We start from the raw sequence: 24,796 nt of genomic DNA, 5'->3' as shown, positions 1-24,796 counted from the left end.
GCGGCTTCGTGGCGCTCGTGATTCAGACTTTCAGGCAGGAATGCGGAATTCAGGCCTAGGATCTGATCCTCCCCCGTCAGGGGAGGTGGCACCGAAGGTGACGGAGGGGGAGGACCACGAAACAGAGGTTTCGCTTACCGCCCCCTCCGTCTGGCAAGCGCCAGACACCTCCCCTGGCGGGGGAGGATCGAAGGTTAGACCAGGCGGCTTTGCTTGACGGCGGCTTCGATGAAGCTGGCGAACAGGGGGTGCGGGTCGAAGGGTTTGCTCTTCAGTTCCGGGTGAAACTGGACGCCGACGAACCAGGGGTGGTCGGGGCGTTCGACGATTTCCGGCAGCGTGCCGTCGGGGGACATGCCGGAGAAGACGAGCCCGCCCTGCTCCAACGCTTCCTTGTACCCGGTGTTGACCTCGTAGCGGTGACGATGACGCTCCGAAATCTCGGTGCCGCCGTAGATCGACGCCACCACGCTGTTGCCGGTGAGCTTCGCGTCATACGCGCCGAGCCGCATCGTGCCGCCCATGTCGCCCTCGGCCGCACGCGTTTCGAGACCTTCGCGGCCCATCCATTCGGTGATCATGCCGACCACCGGCTCGTCGGTCGGGCCGAACTCGGTCGACGATGCATTGGGGATTCCGGCGAGATCGCGCGCGCCCTCGACGCAGGCCATCTGCATCCCGAAGCATATGCCGAAATACGGAATCTTCCGCTCGCGCGCGAATTTGACAGACGCGATCTTGCCCTCCGCGCCACGCTCGCCGAACGCGCCGGGGACGAGGATCGCATCGCAGGGCTCGAGCTGTCCGGCGATGTCGCTCTCGGCGTTCTCGAACAGCTCGGCGTCGATCCAGCGGACGTTGACCTTCACGCGATTCGCGATGCCGCCGTGGACCAACGCCTCGTTGAGCGACTTGTACGCATCCTGGAGGCCGACATATTTGCCGACCACGCCGATCGTGACCTCGCCCTGAGGGTTGGTCAGGCGGTCCATGATCTCGGTCCAGCGCGACAGGTCGGGTGCCTCGGCGGGTTCGATCCCGAACGCGCGGAGCACTTCGATGTCGAGGCCTTCGCCGTGATACTGGAGCGGCACCGCGTAGATGCTCTTCGCGTCGAGCGCGGGGATAACGGCGCTGGCGGGCACGTTGCAGAACAGTGCGATCTTGGCGCGCTCAGACGGTGGGAGCGGATGTTCGCAGCGGCAGACAAGCACGTCGGGCTGCACACCCAAGGCGGCGAGTTCGCGGACCGAATGCTGGGTCGGCTTGGTCTTCAGCTCGCCAGCGGCGGCGATGTACGGCACCAAGGTCACGTGGATGCTGATCGCGTTGCCGCGACCTTCCTCGTTCTTGAGCTGGCGAATCGCCTCGATAAACGGCAGCGATTCGATATCGCCGACGGTGCCGCCGATCTCGCACAGGACGAAGTCGATATCGTCGGTTTCGGCGCGGGCGAATGCCTTGATCGCGTCGGTGACGTGGGGGATGACCTGCACGGTCGCACCGAGATAATCGCCGCGACGCTCGCGCGTGATGATCTGCTGATAGATCCGGCCCGAGGTGACGTTGTCCGACTGGCGCGAGGGAACGCCGGTGAAGCGCTCGTAATGGCCGAGGTCGAGATCGGTCTCGGCACCGTCGTCGGTGACGTAGACCTCGCCGTGCTGATACGGCGACATCGTGCCCGGATCGACGTTCAGATACGGATCGAACTTCCGAATCCTGACGGTATACCCGCGTGCCTGGAGGAGAGCGGCAAGCGATGCCGCCATGAGACCTTTACCGAGCGACGAAACCACGCCCCCGGTGATGAAAATGTACCGAGCCATGGGAAGAGTCTCGTAGCGTGTGTTGGGGACGAACGACAAGAGCCCCGCGGATCACGCAGGGGCCTTTTATCGGCGAATGGAGTGTTTAGTTGGCTAGCGGGACCGCGCCGTTGTCGGCAGGCTTAGTCGTGCCGGCTGGTACGCCGGCATTCTCGGCGCCACCAGCGAACGGTGCCGCGTCGCCCTTGGGCTGCGCGGTCGGGACTGCCGTTGCCGCCGCCGGGGTACGCGCGAGTGACGTGTCGATCGTGGTGGTGCGGTGATCTCGCCGCGAGGACCGCGAGCAGGATCGAGAACAGCACGAACATCGTCGCTAGCACGCCGGTCGCGCGGGTCAGGAAATCGGCCGCGCCGCGGGCCGACATCAGGCCGGACGGGCTACCGCCCATGCCCAGACCGCCGCCTTCCGACCGCTGCATGAGGATCACCGTGACGAGGGCGGCCGCGATGATCGCGTGGATGACGAGCAGAAAGGCGAACATTGCGCGGAAAACCCCGGAACTTTTGCGAAGGCGCGCACATAGGCGACACCGAGGTTTCGATCAACCGCAACACGGGCTCCGCATATCGCAAGCCAATCGCAAAACGACGGAAACATGACGTCCGGGGGCGTTGTGACCCCGTAATGACGCTCATGACTGGGTATCGTGCATATAAATTCAGATGGCGGATCAACGCTGTGGCATCAATGGCAGCCAATACCTTATCGACCTGGATGACCGCTCTGGTGGATTATGTCCGCTCGGGTGAACCCGATCTGACCAATCGTCAGATGGCGCTTCTTCTGCTGGTTTATTTGAAACCGGGGCCGCATACGGTGCGCGGCTTGGCCCGTGCGCTGAACGTATCGAAGCCCGTCGTCACGCGCGCCTTGAACAGATTGGGTGCCCTCGGCTATCTGCGCCGCCAACGCGACGATAGCGACAAGCGTAACATCTTCGTCGCGCGCACCACCGAAGGGGCAGATTTTCTTGAAGAGTTCGGGCAATTCATCGGCGACGGCCCCGCCCCAGCCGGCTCCAACGGTCACGCCGCTCACGCTTGAGCCGTTCGACGACAAGGCCCGGACCAGCTTCGCGCTGACGGGCCGTTCGGTCGACCTCGATCCGCGCACGCACGCCGTTCGCCGCGATATCGCCGATATTCGCCTCGCCGAATACGTATTCGCTCCACACTATGCGGTGCCGATGATACGGCCCGTCGCGCGCACAGCTTTGTTGCGCAGCGGACGAGACGAAGCGAGCGATACGATGGTCGACCTCAAGCCTGGCGACAGTTTCGAAGTGCTGGAGATTGCCGGCGTTTCCGCATGGGGCGTTGCGCGCCCGAGCGGGCTGGTCGGCTATGTCGAGGCAGCGGCACTCGATCTTTCGATGACGGACGCGGCATGACGACCGTTTTCATCGATGGCGCGGTCGGCACCACCGGCCTCGAGATTCGCGAACGGCTTGCCGGTCGGAGTGACATCACGCTGGCGTTGCTGCCGGAGGATCGACGCAAGGATCCTGCGGCGCGGCGCGAGGCGCTGAACGATGCCGATTTCGTCATTCTCTGCCTGCCCGACGACGCGTCGCGCGAGGCGGTGACGCTGATCGACAATGACCGCACCCGAGTCATCGATGCATCGAGCGCGCACCGCGTCGCCGCTGGCTGGACCTACGGCTTCCCCGAATTGCCGGGTCAGGCGGAGAAGGTGGCGACCGCGATGCGCGTGTCGAACCCCGGCTGCTATCCGACCGGTTTCCTCGCGCTGGTCGCGCCACTGGTCAGCGCCGGGCTTATCCCCGCCGACCTCCCGCTGAGCGCCAATGCAACCTCTGGGTATTCGGGCGGCGGCAAGGCGATGATCGCGGCGTTCGAGAGCGGCGAGCCTGCGACAGCCTTCCGCGCCTACGCGCTAGGCCTCGCGCACAAGCATATCGCCGAGATGACGCAGCATGCGGGCCTAACGCACGCGCCTATCTTCGCGCCTGCCGTGGTCAACACGTATCGCGGCATGGTCGTCGAAGTGCCGTTGCATCTCCATGCCCTGCCCGGCCGCCCGTCGCTCGCTGCGATCGACGACGTCTTGCGCGCGGCGTTCGATGGCTCGAAACTCGTCTCGGTCGCCCCCGGCGATATCGGCGCGGTCGATATCGAGGAGAATGCGGGGACCGATCGGCTGACGCTGAGGGTCTGCGGCAACGATGCGGTCGGCCATGCACGGCTGATCGCGACGCTCGACAATCTGGGCAAGGGTGCCGGCGGTGCCGCGGTCCAGAACCTCAACATCATGGCCGGGGTCGACCCGGTCGCCGGCCTGGTTTTCTAAAGAAACCGGCTAGTTCCAGGAGCTTTCATGCACCGTAATCCCGTAGCCAAGCTGCTCCTGTTCGGCGCGACCGGCGATCTAGCGCAGCGCATGCTGCTACCGTCGCTCTATGGCCTGCACGCCGACGGCCTGCTGCCCGAGGAACTGACGATCACCGGCGCCGCGCGTCACGAGCATGACGACAAGGATTACCGCAAGTTCGCCAAGAAGGCGCTCGACGAGTTTCTGCCCGAGGATCGCAAGGACGAGAGCGCGATCGGGACGTTCCTCGACCGGCTGTTCTATCAGGCGACCGACCTGTCGGACCCCGCCGCGTTCCAGCCGCTGGCGGACAAGATCGGCGACATCTCCGGCGGCCTCGCAATCTACCTCTCGACCGCGCCGTCGCTGTTCGAATCGGCAATCGAAGGGCTGCACAAGGTCGGCCTCGCCGGCGAGACTGTCCGTGTCGGACTCGAGAAGCCGCTCGGCTACGACCTCGACACCAGCCGCGAGATCAACGACGCTGTGGCGAAGGCCTTCCCCGAGGACCGGACCTACCGGATCGATCATTATCTCGGCAAGGAAACCGTCCAGAACATCCTGGCGCTGCGCTTCGGCAACTCGTTCTTCGAGCCGGTCTGGAATGCGCAGGGGATCGACAACGTCCAGATCACGATCTCGGAGACCGTCGGGCTGGAGGAACGCGCCGGTTATTACGAGAGCGCCGGCGCGCTGCGCGACATGGTCCAGAACCATATGCTGCAACTGCTCGCGCTGATCGCGATGGAGCCGCCTGCGCGCTTCGAGGGCACCGACGTCCGCGATGAAAAGTCGAAGGTTTTCCGCTCGCTACGCCTGATCAAGCCCGAGGAAGTGCCCAACGTCACGGTCACCGGCCAGTACGGCGAAGGCGCGGTCAAGGGGAAGTTCGTCAAGAGCTACTCTGACGAACTCGGCGAGGCCTCGAACACCGAGACGTTCGTCGCGATCAAGGCGCATGTCGACAATTGGCGCTGGCGCGGCGTGCCCTTCTATCTGCGCACCGGCAAGCGCATGGCCGCGCGCCGCAGTGAGATCGCGATCCAGTTCAAGTCGGTGCCGCATTCGATGTTCGCCGGGCGCGGTGGCCTGTTGCAGCCCAACATGCTCATCATCCGCCTCCAGCCGGAGGAATATGTCCAGCTACTTGTGATGGCGAAGGAGCCCGGTCTCGACCGCGACGGCGTCCGCCTGCGCGAAGTCCCACTGAACCTCAGCATGGACGCCGAGTTTGCCGGCACGCGGCGGCGCATCGCCTATGAGCGGCTGCTGCTCGACCTGATCGAAGGCGACCAGACGCTGTTCGTGCGGCGTGACGAGGTCGAGGCGCAATGGACCTGGATCGACGCGATCCGCGAGGGCTGGAAGGCCAACGCGATGAAGCCCAAGAGCTATGCCTCGGGCAGCTGGGGTCCGTCCGCGGCGATCGCGCTGACCGAGCGTGACGGGGTGACCTGGCAGGACGACTGAGTTTGTTTTCTTCCGTTCGTCCCGAGTAGCCTTCGAGCGAAGTCGAGAAGGCGTATCGAGGGATCGGCCCGTTTGTGGCATTGTACCTCGATACGGATCTCGACTTCGCTCGATCCCAACTCGGCACGAACGGCATTTTTGACAGCAATTTTCTGAGTGAGTTCAAGTTTATGACCGAAATCGAATGGTGGGATTACGAGGATTCCGACGAGCTCGCCAACGCAGTCGCGGGCGATATCCAGTTCGTCATCGAGAGCGCGCTGGACGCGCGCGGCTCGGCGGTGATCGCGCTGGCGGGCGGCAAGACGCCGTTCGCTGCGTATGAGAAGCTCGCCCAGGCGAAGCTCGACTGGAAGAAGGTCACGATCATCCCCGGCGACGAGCGTATCGTGAAGCTCGGCGATCCGTTGTCGAACGTGACCGCACTGGCGAAGATCTTCCTGCCCAAGGGCGCGCGCGTGAAGCCGATCGTTCCCGAGGCGATGTCGGACTACAAGGCGGCTGGTCGTTCGGCGGATGCTCTGATGCAGGACCTGCACTGGCCGCTCGACTTCTGCCTGCTCGGCATGGGCGGCGACGGGCATACCGCGTCGATCTTCCCCGGCCCGGATTACGACGAGGCGCTGAGCGGTCCCAAGGAACGCCGCGCGCTTGGCGTGATGCCCGATCCGCTGCCGCCCGAAGCGCCGCTGGCGCGAGTGACGCTGTCGGCTGCCGCCATCGCATCGTCGAAGGCGCTGATGATCATGATCACCGGCGACGCGAAGAAGAAGGTGCTGGAGCAGGCGATCGAACAGGGGCCGTCGTCGTCCTATCCGATCGGCCGCGTGCTGGCCGAGGTCGAGCTGCCGGTCGACGTGCACTGGGCGCCGTGACGATGCTGAACGCCGTCGTCTCCGCGGTCACCGACCGGATCATCGAGCGGTCTCGCGACAGCCGCGCCGCCTACCTCGCGCTGATCGAGCGCGAGGCGGCGGCGCAGGTCCGTCGTCCGGGTCTGGGCTGCGCGAACCTCGCGCACGCCTATGCCGGGACCGAGGAAGACCGCGACGCGATGAAGGCCGATGCCGGCATGAACATCGGCATCGTCACCGCGTATAACGACATGCTGTCGGCACACGCCGTCTATTATCGCTACCCGGAGCTGATGAAGATCTGGGCGCGCGAAGCGGGTGCGACGGCGCAGGTCGCGGGCGGCGTGCCGGCGATGTGCGACGGCGTGACGCAAGGCTATCCCGGCATGGAGCTGTCGCTGTTCAGCCGCGACACGATCGCGCTGAGCACGGCGATTGCACTGTCGCATGGGACGTTCGAAGGCGCCGCGCTGCTCGGCATCTGCGACAAGATCGTGCCGGGTCTGCTGATGGGTGCGTTGCGCTTTGGGCATCTGCCGATGGTGCTGATCCCCGGCGGGCCGATGCCGACCGGGCTTCCCAACAAGGCGAAGGCGGCGGTCCGCGAAAAATTCGCCGAGGGGCTGGTCGGGCGCGACGAGCTGCTCGAGGCCGAGATCGGCGCGTATCATTCGAAGGGTACGTGCACCTTCTACGGCACGGCGAACACCAACCAGATGATGATGGAGGTCATGGGCCTTCACATGCCGGGCGCGGCGTTCGTCAATCCGGGTACCAAGCTGCGCCAGGAACTGACGCGGGCGGCGGTGCACCGGCTGGCGAAGATCGGTGCGCGCGGCGATCTCGTATCGGCCGGTCGGACATTGCGTCGACGAGAAGGCGATCGTAAACGCCGCGGTCGGTCTGCTCGCGACGGGGGGCTCGACCAACCATCTGCTCCATGTGCCGGCGATCGCTCGCGCGGCAGGGATCATCATCGACTGGGAGGATTTCGACCGCCTCTCCTGCGCGGTCCCGCTGATTGCGCGCGTCTATCCCAACGGCTCGGCGGACGTGAACGCGTTCGAAGCTGCCGGGGGCATGCCCTATGTAATCCGCGAGCTGCTCGGCGAAGGGCTGTTGCACGGCGACATCATGACGATCGGTGGCGAGGATCTGTCAGCGTACGCGAAGACCGCGGTCGTCGAGGGGGACACACTCGCTTGGCGCGATACGCCCGATAGTGGCGACGAGACGATCCTGCGCCCTGCGACTGCGCCGTTCTCGCCGGATGGCGGGATGCGGATCCTCGCGGGCAATATCGGCCGGGCGTGCATCAAGGTGTCCGCGGTCGAGCGCGAGCGGTGGATCGTTGAGGCGCCTGCAATGGTGTTCGATGATCAGCTCGACGTGATCGAGGCGTTCAAGCGCGGCGAGCTGGAGAAGGACGTCGTCGTCGTCGTCCGGTTCCAGGGGCCGCGCGCGAACGGGATGCCCGAGTTGCACAAGCTGACGCCGCCGCTGGGCGTGTTGCAGAATCGTGGGTTCAAGGTGGCGCTGGTCACCGATGGGCGGATGTCGGGCGCGAGCGGCAAAGTGCCGTGCGCGATCCATTGCTCGCCCGAGGCGCTGCTCGACGGCGCGATCGGGTTGATCCGCGATGGCGACATGATTCGGGTGGACGCCGTGAATGGCACGCTGGAGGCACTGGTCGATGCCGACGAGTGGGCGACGCGCCGCATGGTCGCGATACCGCCACCGGTTAGCGGCATGGGCCGCGAGCTTTTCGGGATGTTTCGCGGGCTTGCCGACGAGGCCGAGAAGGGTGCGTCGGCGATGCTGGCGGGCGCTGGGCTTTAGAACAAGTCTCAAACGCCGCCGTCGCCTCAGCCACACTCCCGTCATCCCGGCGAAAGCCGGGACCTCGCGCCACGGGGACGGACTATGCGGCCTGAGATCCCAGCTTTCGCTGGGATGACGGGGGACAATAATAATAGACGGAGGATGACATGGAAATCGTAGCGGCAGATATCGGCGGGACGCATGCGCGCTTCGCGATCGCCGAGGTCGAGAACGGCCGCGTCGTGTCGCTTGGCGAGCCGGCGACGCTGAAGACCGCGGACCACGCGTCGCTCCAGACCGCATATCAGGCGTTCGAGGCGGGCTTGGGTCGCCCCTCCCCCGCGCGCTCGCGATCGCGGTCGCGTCGCCGGTCGCGAACGACGTCATCCGGCTGACCAACAACCCGTGGATCATCCGCAAGTCGCTGATCACCGAGCGGCTGAAGGCCGACCAGTGGGTGGTGGTCAACGATTTCGGCGCGGTCGGCCATGCCGTCGCGCAGGTGCCGAGCAGCGACTTCATCCACCTTTGCGGCCCCGATACGCCGCTGCCTTCCGAGGGAATCACGACGATCTGCGGCCCCGGCACCGGGCTCGGCGTCGCCCAGTTGCTTCGACGGAAGAACGGCTACCAAGTCCTGGAGACCGAGGGTGGCCACATGGACTTCGCCCCACTCGACGGAATCGAGGATGCGTTGCTGAGCCGCCTGCGCAAGACCTTCACACGCGTATCCGCCGAGCGCGTCGTCGCGGGGCCCGGCATCGTCGCGATCTATGAGACGCTTGCCGCTTTGGAAGGCCGCGCGGTGCCCAGCCATGACGACAAGACGATCTGGACCGAAGCGATCGACGGCACCGACTCGATCGCGCTCGCCGCGCTCGATCGGTTCTGCCTCGCGCTCGGCGCGGTCGCGGGCGATCTGGCGCTCGCACAGGGCGCCAAGGCGGTCGTGATCGCGGGCGGCCTAGGCTTCCGGATCAAGGATCGGCTGATCCGCTCAGGCTTCGACCAGCGCTTCGTCGCCAAGGGCCGCTTCCAGGGCATGATGGCGGCGATGCCCGTCAAGCTCATCACCCATCCCCAGCCCGGCCTGTTCGGCGCCGCGGCAGCCTTCGCACAGGAACACACCCAATGACCGCCACTATCGCAGACATCATGCAGACCAGCGCCGTCATCCCGGTGCTGGTGATCGAGGACGCGGCGCTCGCCCGACCGCTCGCCGAAGCGCTGGTCGCGGGCGGCTTGCGCGTGCTCGAAGTGACTTTGCGCACCGGCGCGGCGCTTGAAGCCATCGCCGAGATGAAGAAGGTGCCGGGCGCGATCGTCGGCGCAGGCACCGTGGTGAACACGCAGCAGTTCGCACAGGTCCGCGATGCGGGGGCGGAGTTCATTGTCTCGCCCGGCCTGACCGAGCGCCTCGCCACGCCGATCATCGAGAGCGGCATTCCGTTCCTGCCGGGCATAGCCAACGCGGCGGATATCATGACCGGGCTCGACCTGGGGCTGACGCACTTCAAGTTCTTTCCGGCCGAAGCGAATGGCGGATTGAAGGCACTCAAGGCTCTGGCCGCGCCGTTCTATCAGTGCAGCTTCTGCCCGACCGGCGGGATCACCGAAGCGAGCGCACCAGAGTGGCTGGCGTTCAAGCCGGTGCTCTGCGTGGGCGGGAGCTGGGTGACCGGCGGGACGATGGCCGAGATCGAGATCAAGGCGCGCGCGGCGAACGCGTTGCGGGGTAATCCTCCCCGGCACGGGGAGGGGGACCGCGACGCGTAGCGGCGGGGTGGAGGGGAGCGCCACGAGCGTCCCGCCTGTGGGGATCCCATGCCACTAATGGTACGCGCGCGGTGAGCCCCCTCCACCATCCTGCGGATGGTCCCCCTCCCCGTTCCGGGGAGGATTACATCTCGCCGCGGGCTTTGCGGATCGCGTACCATTTCTTCACGTTGGCGTTGTGTTCGGCCAGCGTGTTGGCGAACACGTGGCCGCCGGTGCCATCCGCGACGAAATACAGCGCCTGGGTCTGCGCCGGGTCCAGCACCGCGTCGATCGAGGCACGGCCGGGGTTGGCGATCGGGCCGACCGGCAGGCCAGCCTCGGCATAGGTGTTGTAGCCGTTCTTCGCGCGCAGTTCCGAGCGCAGGATGCGGCGACCTAGCGGGCGCCCCTTGGTGATCGGGTAGATCACGGTTGGATCGGCCTGGAGCGGCATGCCGTTGCGGAGACGGTTGCCGTAGACCGCAGCGACGGTGCGACGTTCGGAGGGCTTGCCGGTTTCCTTCTCGACGATCGAGGCGAGGATGATCGCCTGTTCGGGCGTCGTCACCGCGATGCCGGGCTTGCGCGCGGCCCAGGCGGTGGCGAGGTAGGTCTTCATCGCCGCCTGCATCCGCGTAACGACCGATGCGCGGGTGTCGCCGGCCTGAAAGGCGTAGCTGTCGGGGAGAATCGAGCCTTCCGCCGGGACGGGCACGGTGCCGATCAGGCCGTCCGCCTTTGCCAGCGCGTCGTGGACGAGCACCGAGGGATAGCCTTCGGGGACGACGACGAGGCGCTGGACGACCTTGCCGCCCTGCATCAGCTTGAGGATGTCGGACTGGCTGGCGTGCGGCGCGATGCGGTATTCGCCGGCCTTGATCGGGTCGCCCGAGCCGAACACGCGGGCGTAGAGGCGGAAGCGGCGGGCCGAGGGAATGGCGCCGGCCTTTTCAAGTTCGGTGGCAGCGCCGGCCAGCGTGCTGCCTTCGCCGATCTGCACGGTCAGCGTGCGGGGCGCCGGGCCCGAGCCGCCCCAGCCTTGTACTACGAGGAACAGCGCGACGACGGCCGCCAGGCCTAAGACGAGTCCGAAACAGCCGACCTTGCGCATCACTACCTCTTGTTCTCCCGCGAAGGCGGGAGCCCAGTCTGGGCCCCCGCCTTGGGCCCCATCAAAGTATTACTTTGATGGGTGACCCTTCGCGGGGGAACAAACCTACTTAACGGACCTTCGTCATCACCAACGACGCGTTGGTGCCGCCGAAGCCGAACGAGTTGTTCAGCACCGCGCGGACTTCACGCTTCTTGGCGACGTGGGGCACGAGATCGACGCCCACGCAGCTGTCGCTTGGATTGTCGAGGTTCAGCGTCGGCGGGACGATCTGGTCGCGCAGCGCGAGGATGCAGAAGATGCTCTCGACCGCGCCGGCACCGCCGAGCAGATGGCCGATCGCGGACTTGGTCGACGACATCGACAGACCCGAGATCGCATCGCCGAACAGGCGACGGACTGCGCCGAGTTCGAGTTCGTCGCCCAGCGGCGTCGAGGTGCCATGCGCGTTGATGTAATCGATGTCCTCGAGCTTGAGGCCCGACTTCTTGATGGCCATCTGCATCGAGCGGAACGCACCGTCGCCTTCCGGATGCGGCGCGGTCACGTGGTATGCGTCGCCCGACAGACCGTAGCCGATCACCTCGGCATACATCTTCGCGCCGCGTGCCTTGGCGTGCTCGTATTCCTCGAGCACCAGAACGCCCGCGCCCTCGCCCATCACGAAGCCGTCGCGGTCCTTGTCGTAAGGGCGCGAGGCCTTTTCGGGCGAATCATTGAAGTTGGTCGACAGCGCGCGGGCTTGTGCGAACCCGGCGATGCCGAGCGGGCAGACGGTGCCTTCCGCGCCGCCCGCGAGCATCACGTCGGCGTCGTCCATCGCGATCATCCGCGCGGCATCGCCAATCGCGTGCGCGCCGGTCGAGCAGGCGGTGACGACGGCGTGATTCGGACCGCGCAGGCCATATTTGATCGAGACCTGCCCCGAGATTAGGTTGATCAGGCGGCCATGGACGAAGTGCGGTGACACGCGGCGCGGGCCCTTGGTATGGAGGACGATCGATTCGCTTTCGATGCCCGGCAGTCCGCCGATGCCCGAACCGATCGAAACGCCGGCGCGCCAGCTTTCCTCAAGCGTCATCTCGGTCAGCCCGGCGTCTTCCAGAGCCTGACCCGCGGCATCGATGCCGTAGATGATGAACGGATCGACCTGGCGCTGGACCTTGTGGTCGACGCGCTTGGCCGGATCGAAGCCGTACTCGTGGTCGGCCGGCTTCACCTCGCAGGCGATGCGGCACACCTGATCCGACGCGTCGAAGCGCGTGATCGGGCCCGCGCCCGACTTGCCGGCGAGGATATTCGCCCAGGCCGTTTCAACATCCGCCCCCAGGGGGGTGACCAGGCCTAGCCCGGTTACGACGACACGCCGCATGGCTTCAAACTCCGTCTGCTCTCAAAACGAAACGGCTCCCCGCCCTCTTTGCCCAAGGACGGGGAGCCGCTCAAATCACACCCTTCAGGGCAGGTCCAAAGTTTTGAACCCTAGACCCTGATCAGGCCTTGTGCTCGTCGATGTAGGTGATCGCGTCCTTGACGGTCGCAATCTTCTCGGCGGCATCATCGGGGATCTCGACACCGAACTCTTCCTCGAACGCCATGACGAGTTCGACGATGTCGAGGCTGTCTGCGCCCAGGTCGTCGATGAAGCTCGCGTCCTCGGTCACCTTGTCGGCTTCGACGCCGAGATGCTCGACGACGATCTTCTTCACGCGGTCAGCTGTCTCGCTCATGGTAGTTCCCTCTTCAAATCTGGGGGTTTTCGGTATTTCCTGAACGCACCTAGAACGCGGCAGTTCAGCGCGCAAGTTCAGATCATCGCCATCCCGCCGTTCACGTGCACGGTTTGTCCCGTGACGTAACCGGCTTCACGGCTGGCGAGGTACACGATCGCCGCGCCGATGTCTGCGCCTTCGCCGAGCCGACCGGCAGGAATCTTCGCGGTGAGCGCGGTCTTCTGCGCGTCGGGCAGCGCGTCGGTCATCGGCGAGGTGATGAAACCGGGCGCGACGCAGTTGACGGTGATGCCGCGGCTGGCGAGCTCCTGCGCCATCGATTTCGACATGCCGATAAGGCCGGCCTTCGACGCGGCGTAGTTGGCTTGGCCCGGATTGCCGGTGACGCCGACGATCGAGGTGACCGAGATCATCCGGCCGAACCTTGCCTTCATCATCGGCTTGGCGGCGGCGCGCATGAGGCGGAACGCGGCTTCGAGATTGACGCGGATGACGCTGTCCCACTCGTCGTCCTTCATCCGCATCGCGAGATTGTCGCGGGTGACGCCGGCGTTGTTGATTAGGATGTCGAGCTTGCCACCGAGTGCTTCAACGGCCTGCGGGACGAGCGCGTCGACCGCGGCTGCATCGGAGAGGTTGCAGGGGAGCGCGACGTGGTCGCCTTTAAGGGTGGCGCGGAAGGCTTCGAGCTTGTCGGCGTTGGAGCCGGACACGGCGAGGCGTGCGCCTCGGGCGGCCAGGGCCTTGGCGATCTCGGACCCGATCCCGCCGGATGCTCCGGTGACGAGGGCGGTCATACCTGTGAGGTCGAACATTTTGGTCTCCAAATTCAAGAAATTTGTTCGCGCAGAGGCGCAGAGGCGCTGAGAGGATAGTGATTGTTGACGAGCCGACGCACGCCTTCCTTGAGCGTTTCGCCTCCAAAGTTGATGAGCAGGCCGACAGGCTGCTTGGTCAATCTCAGATAGGTCAGCAGTTGCTTTGCATGCACCGAACTCAGCTGGTCGATCGATTTGATCTCGAGGATCAGTCGCTCGTCCACCAACAGATCGATACGGAAGGCGGCAGCAAAACACATTCCTTCGAATTCGATGTCTACCGAACGCTGTCGTTCCACGCGATATCCCATCGCGGCGAGCTTGCCCGCCAAGACGGTTTCATAAACGCTTTCGAGCAGTCCCGGCCCTAAGTCGCGGTGGATGCGGATCGCGACATCAATGACGTCGCCGGTGATCCGATCGATATCCACCATCGCAATCTCCTCTGCGCCTCCGCGCCTCTGCGCGAACCACTCTTAATCTACAAACTCCGAACAAGCGCCTCGATGTCGTCCATCGTAATGACGCTCGTCGTTTCGATGTCGGGGGTAATGCGCTTGACCATCGGGCTGAGCACCTTGCCGCCGAATTCGACGAAGTGGTCGACCCCCGCCGCATGCATCGCCAACACCGATTCGCGCCAGCGGACCATGCCGGTTACCTGTTGCACCAGCAGGTGACGGATTGCGCCTGGGTCGGCGACTGCGGTGGCATCTACGTTGGCGAAGACGGGAACGAGGGGCGCGCGGAGGTCGGCGTCCAGGAGGGCGGCTTCCATCGCTTCGGCAGCAGGCTGCATCAAGGGGCAGTGGAAGGGGGCGGATACGGGGAGCAATACCGCGCGCTTGGCGCCGAGGTCCTTGGCCAGTGCGATCGCCTTTTCGATGGCGAGGCGGTGGCCGGAGATGACGACTTGCGACGGGTCGTTGTCGTTGGCGACGGTGCAGATCAGTTCGGGGCCGCCCTCCGCAAGGATCGCGTCGACTGCGGCGCCGGCGATGACCTGCGCCTTTTCGAGATCAGTGCCGAGCAGCGCGGCCATTGCGCCCTCGCCCACCGGAACCGCCGCCTGCATCGCGCGGCCGCGAAGTTTAAGGAGGCGGGCGGTGGTCGACAGGTCGAGCGCACCGGCGGCACACAAGGCGGTATATTCGCCGAGGCTGTGGCCGGCGACGTAATCGGCCTTGTCGGCGAGGCGGAGGCCGCCTTCCTTTTCGGCGACGCGCAAGGTGGCGATCGCGTTCGCCATGATCGCGGGCTGGGCGTTCTCGGTGAGGAGCAGGTCGTCCGCGGGCCCTTCGCTCATCAGGCGGAACAGGTGCTGGCCGAGCGCCTCATCGACTTCGGCGAAGACCTCGCGGGCGGTGGCACTGGCGTCGGCGAGCGCCTTGCCCATGCCGACAGACTGGCTCCCCTGGCCGGGGAAGATGAACGCGCGCATGGCCTCTCCTCTGTGTTGGATCTTCGTTCGAGCGCGGGGCCTATAAAGGTGCGCGTCGAGTTGCAACCTGAACGAACCCGGCGGCCTTGCGACAATATGCGACCATTTCGCCGACCTTGCGACAATCGCCTGCGACAATCGGCTCCCAGATTATGGAGGACGCCGCAGCAACGGCGCCGTGTTTCAAACGGGAGATTATCATGAAAAAGTTCATTCTCAGCGCGCTTGCCGTCACGCTCGTCGCCAGCCCACTGCTCGCCGCAGCGCCTGCCGAAGCGCAGCAGCGTCGCGAAGTCACCACCGTGCGCCACAACGATAACAACGGCCGCACCGTCGTCACCAAGCGCACCGTCGTCCGCACGCCGCAGTATCGCAACTGGCGCGCCGGCCAGCGCTTCGATCGTCGCCAGGCGCAGAACTACCGGGTCATCACGACGTATCGCAACTATCGCCTTGCCGCCCCGCCGCGTGGCAGCCAGTGGGTTCGCTCGGGCAACGACGCGCTGCTGATCAACGGTCGCGGCAACGTGGTCCAGGTTCGTGGCGGCGCGTTCCGGTAAATCGGTAGGAGCGGATCTTTGGGGGCGTAATAAGTACGCCCCCTCGCTCCACGCCCTGTCATCCTGACGGAAGTCAGGATCCAGGGGTTACGAGCGGCGGCATTTCTGGCTCTGGATCCTGACTTTCGTCAGGATGACGGGACTAGTTGAACGAAGCACACCAGCCTTGCCTTTCTCCGATAAACGGCTAAGGCCCTCTGCAACCGGGGTGAGAGATTCGCGTCTCTCGCCCCTGTTTGCATTCTAGACGACAGCCGGAGGGGTGCACGCATGGGGCGTGTATCAGCGATCGGCCAAGACGAAGGACAAGACATGGCTCTTTACGAGCACGTGTTCCTTGCGCGCCAGGATCTGGCACAAGCGCAGGTGGACGCACTGGCGGAAATCGCCACCAAGATCGTGAACGACAACGAAGGTCGGGTCGTAAAGACCGAGAACTGGGGCCTGCGTTCGCTGGCGTACAAGATCGCCAAGAACCGCAAGGCGCACTACGTCATGCTCGAGATCGATGCCCCCGGCAGCGTGATCGCAGAGCTGGAGCGCCAGACCCAGATCAACGAAGACATCATCCGTTACATGACGGTCAAGGTCGACACCCTCGAAGAGGGCCCGACCGTGATGATGCGCAAGCAGGATCGTGACCGCGAGCGTCGTGGCGACCGTGAAGGTGGCCGTGAGGGCCGTCCCGATCGTGGCGATCGTCCGGACCGTGGTCCCCGTCGTGACCGCGAAGAGGGAGCTGAATAATCATGGCACGTCCATTCTTCCGCCGCCGCAAGAGCTGCCCGTTCTCCGCCAAAGACGCTCCCCGGATCGACTATAAGGACGTCCGGTTGCTGCAGGGCTTCGTGTCCGAGCGTGGCAAGATCGTCCCGTCGCGTATCACTTCGGTGGCCGCAAAGAAGCAGCGCGAACTGGCTCAAGCCATCAAGCGTGCGCGTCATCTGGGCTTGCTGCCCTACATCGTTAAGTAAGGAGCGCCCACATGGACGTCATTCTGCTTGAGCGCGTCGAAAAGCTTGGTGCTATCGGCGACGTGGTGAAGGTCAAGGACGGTTACGCGCGTAACTTCCTGCTTCCCAACAAGAAGGCGCTTCGTTCGAACGAAGCCAACCGCAAGGTGTTCGAGTCGAACCGTGCGAAGATCGAATCGGACAACGCATCGCGTCGCAGCGATGCCGAGACCGAAGCGAAGACCTTCAACGACGCGACCGTGACCCTGATCCGTCAGGCGTCGAACACCGGCCAGCTCTACGGTTCTGTCGCGGTTCGCGATCTGGTCGATGCGCTGGTGGCCGACGGTCACAAGGTCGGCAAGTCGGCGATCGTGCTCGACAAGCCGATCAAGGCGATCGGTGTCTACACCGTCAAGGTCTCGCTGCACCCCGAGGTGTCGGTGGCCGTCAAGGTCAATGTCGCCCGGTCGCCTGAAGAGGCCGAGATGCAGGCTTCGGGCGTCGACGTGATGTCGTCGATGTTCGAGCGGGACGAGGCTGGCTTCGTCGAGGATTACGATCCGAACGCAGAGCCCGGCGCGACCGCCGAAGCACCGCGCGACCAGGAGGAAGAGACGCAGGGTTGATCCCTTCGCTTCCCTTCTAGCCGATACAGAAAGGCCCGCCCGGAGTGATCCGGGCGGGCCTTTTCTTTTGTGTCTGCGCGACGGGCGTCAGGGGCAAGTTACGCAGGCGCCGATCATGGCTGCGAAGGGGATGAGGGCGCAGAGGATGGGGACTAGGTGTTTCATGACCGGGTGACTCTTTGGGGGGTGTTGTCCGGTTAATGCTCGGGGTGTGGAAAGGTTGCTGAGAGGTGAACGAATTTTGTACCGATCGGTATTAGGAAATTGACTCTGCGGTATTTAAAAGTTTGCCGCTCCTCTCGGTATCCCACCCCGGCGAAGGCCGGGGCCCAATTGGGAAAGCTGGAGTAACGGATCGCAGCGTCCATCATTCGGGCCCCCAATTGGGCCCCGGCCTTCGCCGGGGTGGTTCACAACTGCTAGTCTCAGCTTTCGACGTTCTCCGGCTTCTCGATCAAAGCGGGCCCCTCGCCTAGCGCCAGCGCGTCGACCGAGGATACGTCCTCAAGATCTCGCGCACCCGTCTCGATGTTCAGGTCGCGGAACTTGCGACCCGTTACCATCAGGCGGCCGTTGAACGAATTGGTGAAGCCGTTGAAATTCTTCACCGCGCTGTTGAGGCCGACGCCGACCTTCCGCAGGTCGTCCGCCACCTTGGCGAGGCGGTCGTGCATCTCCTTGCCGAGTTCGCCGATCTTGCGTGCTTCGTTGGCGAGCTTTTCCTGGCGCCAGACCGCCGCGACGGTGCGGGCGATCGCGATCAGGTTCGTGGGGGTGGCGAGCAGCACGCGCTTTTCAAAAGCGAAGTCCCAGAGCGTCGGGTCGTGTTCGAGCGCGGCGGAGAGGAAATGTTCGCCTGGGACGAACATGATGACGTAGTCGGGCGTGTCGGCGAACTGGCTCCAATAGGCCTTGTTGCCGAGGCCGTTGACGTGTGCGCGCATCGAGGCTGCGTGGGCAGCTAGGCCGATCAGGCGTTCGGCATCATCAACCGCGCCGAATGCGTCCTGGTAGGCGTTGAGCGAGACCTTCGCGTCGATCACCAGAGCCCGACCGCCGGGAACGCGGATGATCGCGTCGGGGCGGAGGCGGGCACCGTCGTCGCCCACCGCTACCGAGACTTCGGTCTGGAAATCGGTGTGTTCGCTGAGGCCGCAGGTTTCGAGAACGTTCTTCAACTGCTGCTCACCCCAGCGGCCGCGGGACTTGGGGGCGTTGCGTAAGGAATTGACGAGTTTGGCGGCTTCGGTCGAGACCTTTTCCTGGCCCAGGCGCATCTGCTCGATCTGGCCCTTGAGATCGCCGAACGCGTCGCGGCGTTCGGCTTCGACCTTGGCGACGCCCTCTTCATAGCGTTGCAGGCGGTCGCTGACGGGTTGCAGCATCGACTTGAGGTTGAGGCCGGCGGACTCCTCGGACTGGCGGAAGCGGGCGTCGGCACGTTCGAGAAAGGTCTTCTGCGCGTCGCTGAGCAGCTTGTTGGCGACGTCGCCGAACTGCGCGGCCATGACGTCCTTCGCCTCGCGGAGTTCGAGCAGGCGTGCTTCGAACGCCTCGCCTTGGGCCTTCAGCGTGGCGATTTCGGTGCGGGCGGCGTCTCGATCGGCGCGGATCGTTGCAAGATCCAGGCGAAGGCGATCGGTGTCGGTGGCGCGCTCGGCGTTCTGGGCGCGGAGGGTGGCGAGGTCCTGCATCGCGGCGTTGCGTTCGCGTTCGACGGCGTCGCGGGCGGTGCGGATTAGGTCGGCGTCGGCGACCTTGGTTTGGGCGACGGCGAGTTCGCTGGCCAGGGTGGCGGCTCGGCGGGAGGCTAGGAGCCAGCCGAGGAGTGTGCCGGCGGCTAGGGCGAGGACGGCGATTATGGCGAACTCAGCCATTTTGCGGGGCCGGAACTGGTGTGAAGTATAGGAAGTGCAGACGCTGGCGCAGCAGTTCCTCAGGGGGAGATGGGCGCGTTAGCGGGCGGATTTGGTGAGCGAATGGGAACGTCATGTGTGGAACATACGTCGAACGGTTGATGCAGGACAATCGGAATATTGTTTTGCCGCGGAGGCGGGAGTCCAGGGTTACAAGCGGTAGCGCTCGTGGTCCTGGGCCCCCGCTTTCGCGGGGGAACTAGGGGCGCGTTGCGATCCCACACACCGGCACCACCCCGGCGGAGGCCGGGGCCCAGTTGGGGCACGTTGCCAACTTCGCGCAGCGCGTCGTTACTGCGACCTCTCCAACTGGGCCCCGGCCTTCGCCGGGGTGGTTGCGTGTTGGGGAATGAGCCGCGCTCTCAGGGACGCACTCTAGCACAGACAGCAGCGACGCCACGCCCCCTCACCCCAGCTTGCGCTGCTTCGCCAGCTTCTTCAGCACCATGTCGCGCTTGAGGCGGCTGATGTGGTCGATGAACAGCACGCCGTCGAGATGGTCGATCTCGTGCTGCATGCAGGTCGAGAGCAGGCCGTCGAGGTCTTCCTCGTGCGCCGCGCCGGTCTCGTCTAGCCACTTCACGCGGCAGCGCGCCGGGCGGGCAACTTCCGCATATTGCTCGGGGATCGAGAGGCACCCCTCGTTGTAGGTGGAGACCTCGTCGCTGACCGACAGGATCTCGGCGTTGATGTACGCCTTGGGATTCTTGATCGGCTTGTCTTCCTCGTCCTTCTCCTCCTGGAGATCGATGACGAGGACGCGCTTCTGCACGCCGACCTGGGTCGCGGCGAGGCCGATGCCGTTGAAGTCGTACATCGTCTCGATCATGTCGGCGACGAGCGTGCGGGTGGAGTCGTCGACCGTCTCCACCGGCTCGGCAACGAGGCGCAGGCGGGGATCGGGGACTTCGAGAACGGTCATGACGGTCATAGCGCGTCCGCTAAGGTACGCGTGGGCATCACGTCAAGCCGATGGGCGTCAAGCCATTGGCCTTCTGGCCCTTAATGCCTGCGCCAACGTCCCCTCGTCGAGATAGTCGAGTTCGCCGCCGACCGGCAGGCCGTGCGCGAGTTGGGTGACCCGGACGGGGAAGCGTTCGATGCGCTCGGCGATGTAGTGCGCGGTAGTCTGGCCTTCGAGCGTGGCGTTCATCGCGAGGACGACTTCGTCGATGCCGCCGGCTTCGATACGACGGACGAGGCTGTCGATGCTGAGATCCTCCGGACGGATGCCTTCGAGTGCGGACAGGCGCCCGCCGAGGACGTGGAAGCGGCCGGGGAACAGCCGCGAGCGATCGAGCGCCCAGAGGTCGGCGACTTCCTCGACGACGCAGAGCGAACGCTGGTCGCGGCGCGGGTCGGCGCAGATCGCGCAGGGGTTTGTGGTGTCGACGTTGCCGCAGGTCGAGCAGTTCTCCAGCCGCTCGTCGACCGCGGTCAGTGCCTCGCGCAACGGGCCCAGTGCCGCGTCGCGCTTCTTGAGCAGATGCAGCACGGCGCGACGTGCGGACCGGGGGCCGAGGCCGGGGAGCCGGGCCAGCGCCTGCGTCAGCGCCTCGATCTCGGGGGATGCCATCTGGAACAGATAGGGGTTGCGCGGCTCCCCGCCAGCGTGTTCGAGAGAGGCCATGCGGATCATCTTCATGGGAACGCCGGACTTCGCAGTGCCGGTGCTGGAGGCCCTCGTCGCGGCGGGGCATGTCGTGGCGGCGGCGTATTGCCAGCCGGCTCGGCCGGGCGGACGGCGCGGGCGCGAGCTGGTGCCGTCGCCGGTGCAGGTTCGGGCGGAAGCGCTGGGGATCGAGGTGCGAACGCCGGTGTCGTTCAAGGCGTCTTTGCGGGAGGGACTTGAGGCTCGCGAGGCGTTTGCAGCGCTCGGGGCGGATGTGGCGGTTGTCGCGGCCTATGGTCTTATTCTGCCGCGCGCGGTGCTGGAGGCGCCTCGGTTCGGGTGCCTGAACGTGCATGGGTCGCTGTTACCGCGGTGGCGCGGCGCGGCGCCGGTGCAGCGGGCTATCCTCGCGGGCGATGCCGAGACGGGCGTCGGGATCATGCAGATGGAGGCTGGGCTGGATACCGGCCCGGTTCGGCTCGAGGGTCGGACGCCGATCGTCGGCAAGACCGCGGGGGACCTGACGTCCGAGCTGTCCGCGATGGGGGCTCGGTTGATGGTCGAGGTGCTGGGCGATCTCGACGCCCACCCTGCCCGGCCGCAACCCGAGGAGGGCGTCACCTACGCCGCCAAGATCGACAAGGCGGAGGCGCGGATCGATTTCGAGCGGTCGGCGGTCGAGGTCGAGCGACTCGTGCGCGCGATGAACCCGGCGCCGGGGGCGTGGTTCGAGCATGCCGGCGAGCGCTTGAAGGTGCTGGCGGCGGACGTGTTGCCGTTCTCGTTTCTTGGGTGCGAGGGGCTGACGGTCAACGCCGAACTGACGATCGGGTGTGGCGATGGGGCGATTCGGCCGACCTTGGTGCAGCGCGCCGGGCGTGGCGTCACCTCGGCCACGGAATTGCTGCGTGGGTTTGCGATCCCGTCGGGGACGCAGCTTTGACGCGGTTCGCGTTGACGGTGGAGTTCGACGGGCGGCCGTTCATGGGCTGGCAGCGGCAGAAGCACGGCCCGAGCGTTCAGGCGGCGCTGGAGGCGGCCGTGCTCAAGATGACCGGCGAGACCGCGTCGGTGCAGGCGGCAGGGCGGACCGATGCGGGCGTGCACGGAATGGCGATGCGCGCGCATGTCGACATCGCGAAGCCGCTCGCGGCGTTTCGGTTGATGGAGGGTTTGAATGCGCTGGTGAAGCCGGCGCCGGTGTCGGTGCTGGCGTGCGAGGTGGTCGATGACGATTGGCATGCGCGGTTTTCGTGTGTCGGGCGGTCGTACGAGTATCGGATCGTCAACCGGCGATCGCCGCTGACGTTCGAGGCTGGGTTGGCTTGGCAGGTGCCGCAGTTGCTGGATGTAGACGCGATGGCGGAGGCTGCGGGGGCGCTGGTCGGGCGGCATGACTTCACGACGTTTCGGTCGGCGCATTGTCAGGCGGATAGTCCGGTGCGCACTTTGGACCGGCTTGAGGTTGTGCGGGAGGGGGAGCGGCTGTTCGTCTACGCGGCGGCGCGGTCGTTCCTGCACCATCAGGTGCGGTCGATGGTCGGGTGTCTCGCGCTGGTGGGTATGGGGCGTTGGGCGGTTGGCGATGTTGCCAAGGCGCTGGCGGCGAAGGATCGGGCGATGCTTGGGCTGAATGCACCGCCTGATGGGTTGTTCTTCGTTGCGGCCGTCTACCCTTAAGCTTGTGTCCCCGCGAAGGCGGGGACCCAGTCTGGGCCCCCGCCTTCGCGGGGGAACACGCTTCTTCGGTTAGCGGACGAACTTCGCGGCCAGCTCGACATGCGTCGACCAGCGGAACTGGCCGACCGGCTGGACCCAATCGATCCGCCAACCCGCGTCGCACAACTCCTTCGCATCCCGCGCGAAACTGGCTGGATTGCACGAGACATAGGCGATCACGGGCGTCTTGCACTCGGCCAGCGCAGTTGCCTGTTCGCGCGCGCCCGAACGTGGCGGATCGATCACCACCGCGTCGAACCGGTCGAGTTCGGCCACCGTCAGCGGCCGGCGATAGAGATCGCGGTGCTCCGGGTAGACGGGCCGCTGAGTGCGGTGCGCGGCGGCCTTCAGCGAGCCAAGTGCGTCGCGTGCGCCCTCGGCCGCGTAGACCTTGGCGGGGATCGCGAGAGTGAAGGTGCCGAGACCCGCGAACAGGTCGGCGACCGTCGCGGGTTTGCCGATCGCTTCTAGGACAGCAGCGGTCAGTGCGGCCTCGCCATCGGGCGTGGCCTGGAGGAACGACGCGGGCGGGAGCGGTACGGGGACACCGCCGAGCGTGATCGTGACCGCGTCGGGTTCCCAGCGCGTCTCGGGCCCGAGGCCATCGTCGAACGCCACGCGGGCGATCTTGTGGTCTTCGCAGAATTTGGTGAGCGCTTCGGCCGCGGGCAGGCCTTCGGGGGCGAAGCCGGTGATCAGGATGTCCGCGCCCTGGTCGGCGAGCGTTAGGTGGATATCCGCGCGGCGGCGGAAGTTGAGGCGCTTGAGCAGCTGGCGCAAGGGCTGGACGAGCGCGAACAGGCGCGGATCGAGGATCCAGCACTCCTTGATGTCGACGATAGTGTGCGCCTTCTCCGCGGTGAAGCCGAGCGTGATCTTGCCCCCTTGGCCTCGGCGTGGAGCGTCGCACGGCGGCGGCTGCGCTCGGGGGAGATGTGCGGCGTGCGGATCGGCGCGGACAGGTCCTGGCCGTCGAGCGCGGAGGCGATGCGGTCGGTGACGAACTCGGCATAGGCTTGATCGTCGAGATGCTGGAGCTGGCACCCGCCGCAGGTCGGGAAATGCACGCAGGGGAGTCTGGTGGTGCGGGCCAGGCGTGACGGTGCCGTCGGCAGAGAGCGTGTCGCCGGGGGCCGAGAAGGCGGCGTGGCGTCCGTCGGCGGTCATCCCGTCGCCGCGCGCCGCGACGCGGACGATGGTGTCGATATTCGTTTCAGAGGTCGAGTCAGTGGTCATGGGGCCGCTCTGGCGGACCGGAGCGCTTCCGCCAAGTCGTCGGCGATGAAAGCCGCGCCCAATCGGCGGGCAGCGTCACCGTGGAGCCACACTCCGGCGCAGGCTGCGTCGATCGGATCGAGCCTGGCGGCGAGCATCGCGCCGATCGCGCCGGCGAGAACGTCGCCGGTGCCGGCTGTGGAGAGCCAGTCGCTGGCCCCTTGCGCGATGCGGACGCGGCCGTCGGGGGCGGCGATGACGGTGTCGGCGCCTTTGAAGACGACGATGGCATTAGCGCGGGTGGCGGCGTCGCGGGCTCGGGTAATCTTGTCGGTGTCGGATTTGCCGAAAAGCGCGTCGAACTCGCCGGCGTGCGGGGTGAGGATGACGGGGGCCTTCAGGGCCTTGATCCGCGCGGGGTCGAGCAGGCGGAGCGCGTCGCCGTCTATGATCAGCGGGTGGCCCGAGGACAGCGCGGCGTCCAGGCGGGCCTTGGCCGTATCGTCGCGGCCGAGGCCGGGACCGATCACCAGTGCGCCGATGCGATCGTTGGCAAGCGCGTGATCGGAAAACGGCATGCGAACGAGCGCGTGCGGGGGCCTTGGCTGTCGCCGAGCAGGGTCACATAGCCGGCGCCGGCGCGCATCGCGGCGAGCACTGCGAGGTCGCCGGCGCCCGACATGGTGCCCGCGATGATCGCGACCATGCCTCGGGTGTATTTGTGCGAGTCCGGGCCGGGTGTCGGGAGGATTGGGGCTTTGAGGACTTCGGCTTGGCTGAGCGTGGGGACGCCGATGTCGAGGAGGCGGATCTGGCCGCAATAGCGCGCGGCGGGTTGGAGAAGGTGCGCTGGTTTTACAGCGCCGAGCGCAAGGGTGAGGTGGAAGACGGGCGGCGTGCTGAGGGCTTGGCCGGAGTCGGTAGCGAGGCCGCTGGGGAGGTCTACTGCGATGCTGAGTTGGGCGGCGTTGGCGAGTGCGTGAAGGCACTCGACCACAGACCGTTCCCCCGCGGACGCGGGGGCC

The 24,796-nt window shown here is 65.7% G+C and carries 24 protein-coding genes and 4 pseudogenes; 14 read left to right on the top strand and 14 right to left on the bottom strand.

Going from position 1 to position 24,796, the window contains the following annotated elements:
- Window positions 1-194: 194 nt before the first annotated feature.
- Both QP164_RS01035 and secG read right to left on the bottom strand, forming a co-directional pair.
- Window positions 195-1,829: a CTP synthase gene (locus QP164_RS01035; protein WP_333921847.1), complete on the bottom strand. Its 1,635-nt coding sequence runs from the start codon at window positions 1,827-1,829 to the stop codon at window positions 195-197.
- Window positions 1,830-1,914: 85 nt separating this feature from the next.
- A pseudogene (secG, locus tag QP164_RS01030) lies at window positions 1,915-2,311 on the bottom strand (preprotein translocase subunit SecG).
- 233 nt (window positions 2,312-2,544) lie between these two features.
- Here secG and QP164_RS01025 point away from each other — a divergent pair.
- The 8 genes and pseudogenes from QP164_RS01025 to eda all read left to right on the top strand — a co-directional run bounded on the left by QP164_RS01025 (window position 2,545) and on the right by eda (window position 10,082).
- Window positions 2,545-2,874 carry a MarR family transcriptional regulator gene (locus tag QP164_RS01025; RefSeq protein ID WP_132897785.1) on the top strand — a complete coding sequence of 110 codons (330 nt, stop codon included), beginning with the start codon at window positions 2,545-2,547 and terminating at the stop codon, window positions 2,872-2,874.
- Window positions 2,801-3,220 (top strand): SH3 domain-containing protein, encoded by a 420-nt coding sequence (locus tag QP164_RS01020; RefSeq protein ID WP_333921846.1) that lies wholly within the window; start codon window positions 2,801-2,803, stop codon window positions 3,218-3,220. The genes QP164_RS01025 and QP164_RS01020 overlap by 74 nt, the downstream gene beginning before the upstream one ends.
- On the top strand, window positions 3,217-4,140 hold the full coding sequence (gene argC, locus QP164_RS01015; protein ID WP_333921844.1) for an N-acetyl-gamma-glutamyl-phosphate reductase: 924 nt from the start codon (window positions 3,217-3,219) through the stop codon (window positions 4,138-4,140). Before QP164_RS01020 ends, argC begins: the two co-directional genes overlap by 4 nt.
- Before the next feature lie 27 nt (window positions 4,141-4,167).
- Window positions 4,168-5,631, top strand: a complete 1,464-nt coding sequence (gene zwf, locus QP164_RS01010) for a glucose-6-phosphate dehydrogenase (RefSeq protein ID WP_132739127.1) — start codon at window positions 4,168-4,170, stop codon at window positions 5,629-5,631.
- A 170-nt stretch (window positions 5,632-5,801) separates the two neighbouring features.
- Window positions 5,802-6,506: a 6-phosphogluconolactonase gene (gene pgl, locus QP164_RS01005; RefSeq protein WP_132739130.1), complete on the top strand. Its 705-nt coding sequence runs from the start codon at window positions 5,802-5,804 to the stop codon at window positions 6,504-6,506.
- A gap of 2 nt (window positions 6,507-6,508) precedes the next feature.
- A pseudogene (gene edd, locus QP164_RS01000) lies at window positions 6,509-8,324 on the top strand (phosphogluconate dehydratase).
- Window positions 8,325-8,473: 149 nt separating this feature from the next.
- A pseudogene (gene glk / locus QP164_RS00995) lies at window positions 8,474-9,441 on the top strand (glucokinase).
- Complete coding sequence (eda, locus tag QP164_RS00990) at window positions 9,438-10,082, top strand: bifunctional 4-hydroxy-2-oxoglutarate aldolase/2-dehydro-3-deoxy-phosphogluconate aldolase (RefSeq protein ID WP_333921843.1); 645 nt, start codon at window positions 9,438-9,440, stop codon at window positions 10,080-10,082. The pseudogene glk and the gene eda overlap by 4 nt, the downstream one beginning before the upstream one ends.
- Window positions 10,083-10,206: 124 nt before the next feature.
- On the opposite strand, the gene mltG is transcribed toward eda, so the two are convergent.
- The 6 genes from mltG to fabD all read right to left on the bottom strand — a co-directional run bounded on the left by mltG (window position 10,207) and on the right by fabD (window position 15,167).
- A complete protein-coding gene (gene mltG, locus QP164_RS00985) occupies window positions 10,207-11,175 on the bottom strand; it encodes an endolytic transglycosylase MltG (protein ID WP_333921842.1) in 969 nt (322 codons plus the stop codon).
- 109 nt (window positions 11,176-11,284) lie between these two features.
- Complete coding sequence (gene fabF, locus QP164_RS00980; RefSeq protein WP_333921841.1) at window positions 11,285-12,547, bottom strand: beta-ketoacyl-ACP synthase II; 1,263 nt, start codon at window positions 12,545-12,547, stop codon at window positions 11,285-11,287.
- A 121-nt stretch (window positions 12,548-12,668) separates the two neighbouring features.
- Entirely contained in the window at window positions 12,669-12,905 is a 237-nt protein-coding gene (locus QP164_RS00975; RefSeq protein ID WP_031393971.1) for an acyl carrier protein, read from the bottom strand.
- Window positions 12,906-12,982: 77 nt separating this feature from the next.
- Entirely contained in the window at window positions 12,983-13,723 is a 741-nt protein-coding gene (gene fabG / locus QP164_RS00970; RefSeq protein WP_333921840.1) for a 3-oxoacyl-[acyl-carrier-protein] reductase, read from the bottom strand.
- A 14-nt stretch (window positions 13,724-13,737) separates the two neighbouring features.
- Window positions 13,738-14,160, bottom strand: coding sequence for a GxxExxY protein (locus QP164_RS00965; RefSeq protein WP_333921839.1), 423 nt, complete (start codon window positions 14,158-14,160; stop codon window positions 13,738-13,740).
- A gap of 47 nt (window positions 14,161-14,207) precedes the next feature.
- A complete protein-coding gene (gene fabD, locus QP164_RS00960) occupies window positions 14,208-15,167 on the bottom strand; it encodes an ACP S-malonyltransferase (protein WP_333921838.1) in 960 nt (319 codons plus the stop codon).
- Between the two features lie 200 nt (window positions 15,168-15,367).
- On the opposite strand from fabD, the gene QP164_RS00955 reads away from it, so the two are divergent.
- The 4 genes from QP164_RS00955 (at window position 15,368) to rplI (ending at window position 17,309) form a co-directional block, all read left to right on the top strand.
- Entirely contained in the window at window positions 15,368-15,727 is a 360-nt protein-coding gene (locus QP164_RS00955) for an RcnB family protein (protein ID WP_333921837.1), read from the top strand.
- 312 nt (window positions 15,728-16,039) lie between these two features.
- A complete protein-coding gene (rpsF, locus tag QP164_RS00950; protein ID WP_056050884.1) occupies window positions 16,040-16,474 on the top strand; it encodes a 30S ribosomal protein S6 in 435 nt (144 codons plus the stop codon).
- A 2-nt stretch (window positions 16,475-16,476) separates the two neighbouring features.
- Window positions 16,477-16,701 (top strand): 30S ribosomal protein S18, encoded by a 225-nt coding sequence (rpsR, locus tag QP164_RS00945; RefSeq protein ID WP_031393978.1) that lies wholly within the window; start codon window positions 16,477-16,479, stop codon window positions 16,699-16,701.
- Window positions 16,702-16,712: 11 nt separating this feature from the next.
- Window positions 16,713-17,309, top strand: a complete 597-nt coding sequence (gene rplI / locus QP164_RS00940; RefSeq protein WP_333921835.1) for a 50S ribosomal protein L9 — start codon at window positions 16,713-16,715, stop codon at window positions 17,307-17,309.
- A gap of 425 nt (window positions 17,310-17,734) precedes the next feature.
- On the opposite strand, the gene rmuC is transcribed toward rplI, so the two are convergent.
- The 3 genes from rmuC to recR form a co-directional block, all read right to left on the bottom strand.
- On the bottom strand, window positions 17,735-19,186 hold the full coding sequence (gene rmuC / locus QP164_RS00935) for a DNA recombination protein RmuC (protein WP_333921834.1): 1,452 nt from the start codon (window positions 19,184-19,186) through the stop codon (window positions 17,735-17,737).
- A gap of 445 nt (window positions 19,187-19,631) precedes the next feature.
- Window positions 19,632-20,156, bottom strand: coding sequence for a peptide deformylase (def, locus tag QP164_RS00930; RefSeq protein ID WP_333921833.1), 525 nt, complete (start codon window positions 20,154-20,156; stop codon window positions 19,632-19,634).
- Between the two features lie 48 nt (window positions 20,157-20,204).
- The gene (recR, locus tag QP164_RS00925) at window positions 20,205-20,801 is read right to left on the bottom strand and encodes a recombination mediator RecR (RefSeq protein WP_056052820.1); all 597 of its coding nucleotides are present in this window, start codon (window positions 20,799-20,801) and stop codon (window positions 20,205-20,207) included.
- A 52-nt stretch (window positions 20,802-20,853) separates the two neighbouring features.
- Here recR and fmt point away from each other — a divergent pair, with 52 nt between their 5' ends.
- Window positions 20,854-21,780 carry a methionyl-tRNA formyltransferase gene (gene fmt, locus QP164_RS00920; protein WP_333921832.1) on the top strand — a complete coding sequence of 309 codons (927 nt, stop codon included), beginning with the start codon at window positions 20,854-20,856 and terminating at the stop codon, window positions 21,778-21,780.
- A complete protein-coding gene (gene truA / locus QP164_RS00915; protein WP_333921831.1) occupies window positions 21,777-22,517 on the top strand; it encodes a tRNA pseudouridine(38-40) synthase TruA in 741 nt (246 codons plus the stop codon). The genes fmt and truA overlap by 4 nt, the downstream gene beginning before the upstream one ends.
- A gap of 69 nt (window positions 22,518-22,586) precedes the next feature.
- Here the strand turns inward: truA and QP164_RS00910 are convergent.
- The 3 genes and pseudogenes from QP164_RS00910 to QP164_RS00900 form a co-directional block, all read right to left on the bottom strand.
- Window positions 22,587-23,792: pseudogene (locus tag QP164_RS00910) on the bottom strand (class I SAM-dependent RNA methyltransferase).
- Window positions 23,789-24,349, bottom strand: coding sequence for an NAD(P)H-hydrate dehydratase (locus tag QP164_RS00905; RefSeq protein WP_333921830.1), 561 nt, complete (start codon window positions 24,347-24,349; stop codon window positions 23,789-23,791). Before QP164_RS00905 ends, QP164_RS00910 begins: the two are co-directional and overlap by 4 nt.
- The gene (locus QP164_RS00900; protein WP_333921829.1) at window positions 24,298-24,768 is read right to left on the bottom strand and encodes a hypothetical protein; all 471 of its coding nucleotides are present in this window, start codon (window positions 24,766-24,768) and stop codon (window positions 24,298-24,300) included. The genes QP164_RS00905 and QP164_RS00900 overlap by 52 nt, the downstream gene beginning before the upstream one ends.
- Window positions 24,769-24,796: the final 28 nt, after the last annotated feature.

The sequence above is a fragment of the Sphingomonas sp. LR59 genome, assembly GCF_036855945.1.
Lineage (GTDB): Bacteria > Pseudomonadota > Alphaproteobacteria > Sphingomonadales > Sphingomonadaceae > Sphingomonas.
The sequence above is the reverse complement of the archived record's forward strand: the minus strand, read 5'-3'. Positions and strand labels throughout refer to the sequence as shown.

Coding starts and splice junctions, on each gene's coding strand:
- QP164_RS01035 (WP_333921847.1), bottom strand. CDS start 1,829: ATGGCTCGGTACATTTTCATCACCGGGGGCGTGGTTTCGTCGCTCGGT.
- QP164_RS01025 (WP_132897785.1), top strand. CDS start 2,545: ATGACCGCTCTGGTGGATTATGTCCGCTCGGGTGAACCCGATCTGACC.
- argC (WP_333921844.1), top strand. CDS start 3,217: ATGACGACCGTTTTCATCGATGGCGCGGTCGGCACCACCGGCCTCGAG.
- zwf (WP_132739127.1), top strand. CDS start 4,168: ATGCACCGTAATCCCGTAGCCAAGCTGCTCCTGTTCGGCGCGACCGGC.
- pgl (WP_132739130.1), top strand. CDS start 5,802: ATGACCGAAATCGAATGGTGGGATTACGAGGATTCCGACGAGCTCGCC.
- eda (WP_333921843.1), top strand. CDS start 9,438: ATGACCGCCACTATCGCAGACATCATGCAGACCAGCGCCGTCATCCCG.
- mltG (WP_333921842.1), bottom strand. CDS start 11,175: ATGCGCAAGGTCGGCTGTTTCGGACTCGTCTTAGGCCTGGCGGCCGTC.
- fabF (WP_333921841.1), bottom strand. CDS start 12,547: ATGCGGCGTGTCGTCGTAACCGGGCTAGGCCTGGTCACCCCCCTGGGG.
- QP164_RS00975 (WP_031393971.1), bottom strand. CDS start 12,905: ATGAGCGAGACAGCTGACCGCGTGAAGAAGATCGTCGTCGAGCATCTC.
- fabG (WP_333921840.1), bottom strand. CDS start 13,723: ATGTTCGACCTCACAGGTATGACCGCCCTCGTCACCGGAGCATCCGGC.
- QP164_RS00965 (WP_333921839.1), bottom strand. CDS start 14,160: ATGGTGGATATCGATCGGATCACCGGCGACGTCATTGATGTCGCGATC.
- fabD (WP_333921838.1), bottom strand. CDS start 15,167: ATGCGCGCGTTCATCTTCCCCGGCCAGGGGAGCCAGTCTGTCGGCATG.
- QP164_RS00955 (WP_333921837.1), top strand. CDS start 15,368: ATGAAAAAGTTCATTCTCAGCGCGCTTGCCGTCACGCTCGTCGCCAGC.
- rpsF (WP_056050884.1), top strand. CDS start 16,040: ATGGCTCTTTACGAGCACGTGTTCCTTGCGCGCCAGGATCTGGCACAA.
- rpsR (WP_031393978.1), top strand. CDS start 16,477: ATGGCACGTCCATTCTTCCGCCGCCGCAAGAGCTGCCCGTTCTCCGCC.
- rplI (WP_333921835.1), top strand. CDS start 16,713: ATGGACGTCATTCTGCTTGAGCGCGTCGAAAAGCTTGGTGCTATCGGC.
- rmuC (WP_333921834.1), bottom strand. CDS start 19,186: ATGGCTGAGTTCGCCATAATCGCCGTCCTCGCCCTAGCCGCCGGCACA.
- def (WP_333921833.1), bottom strand. CDS start 20,156: ATGACCGTCATGACCGTTCTCGAAGTCCCCGATCCCCGCCTGCGCCTC.
- recR (WP_056052820.1), bottom strand. CDS start 20,801: ATGGCATCCCCCGAGATCGAGGCGCTGACGCAGGCGCTGGCCCGGCTC.
- fmt (WP_333921832.1), top strand. CDS start 20,854: ATGCGGATCATCTTCATGGGAACGCCGGACTTCGCAGTGCCGGTGCTG.
- QP164_RS00905 (WP_333921830.1), bottom strand. CDS start 24,349: ATGCCGTTTTCCGATCACGCGCTTGCCAACGATCGCATCGGCGCACTG.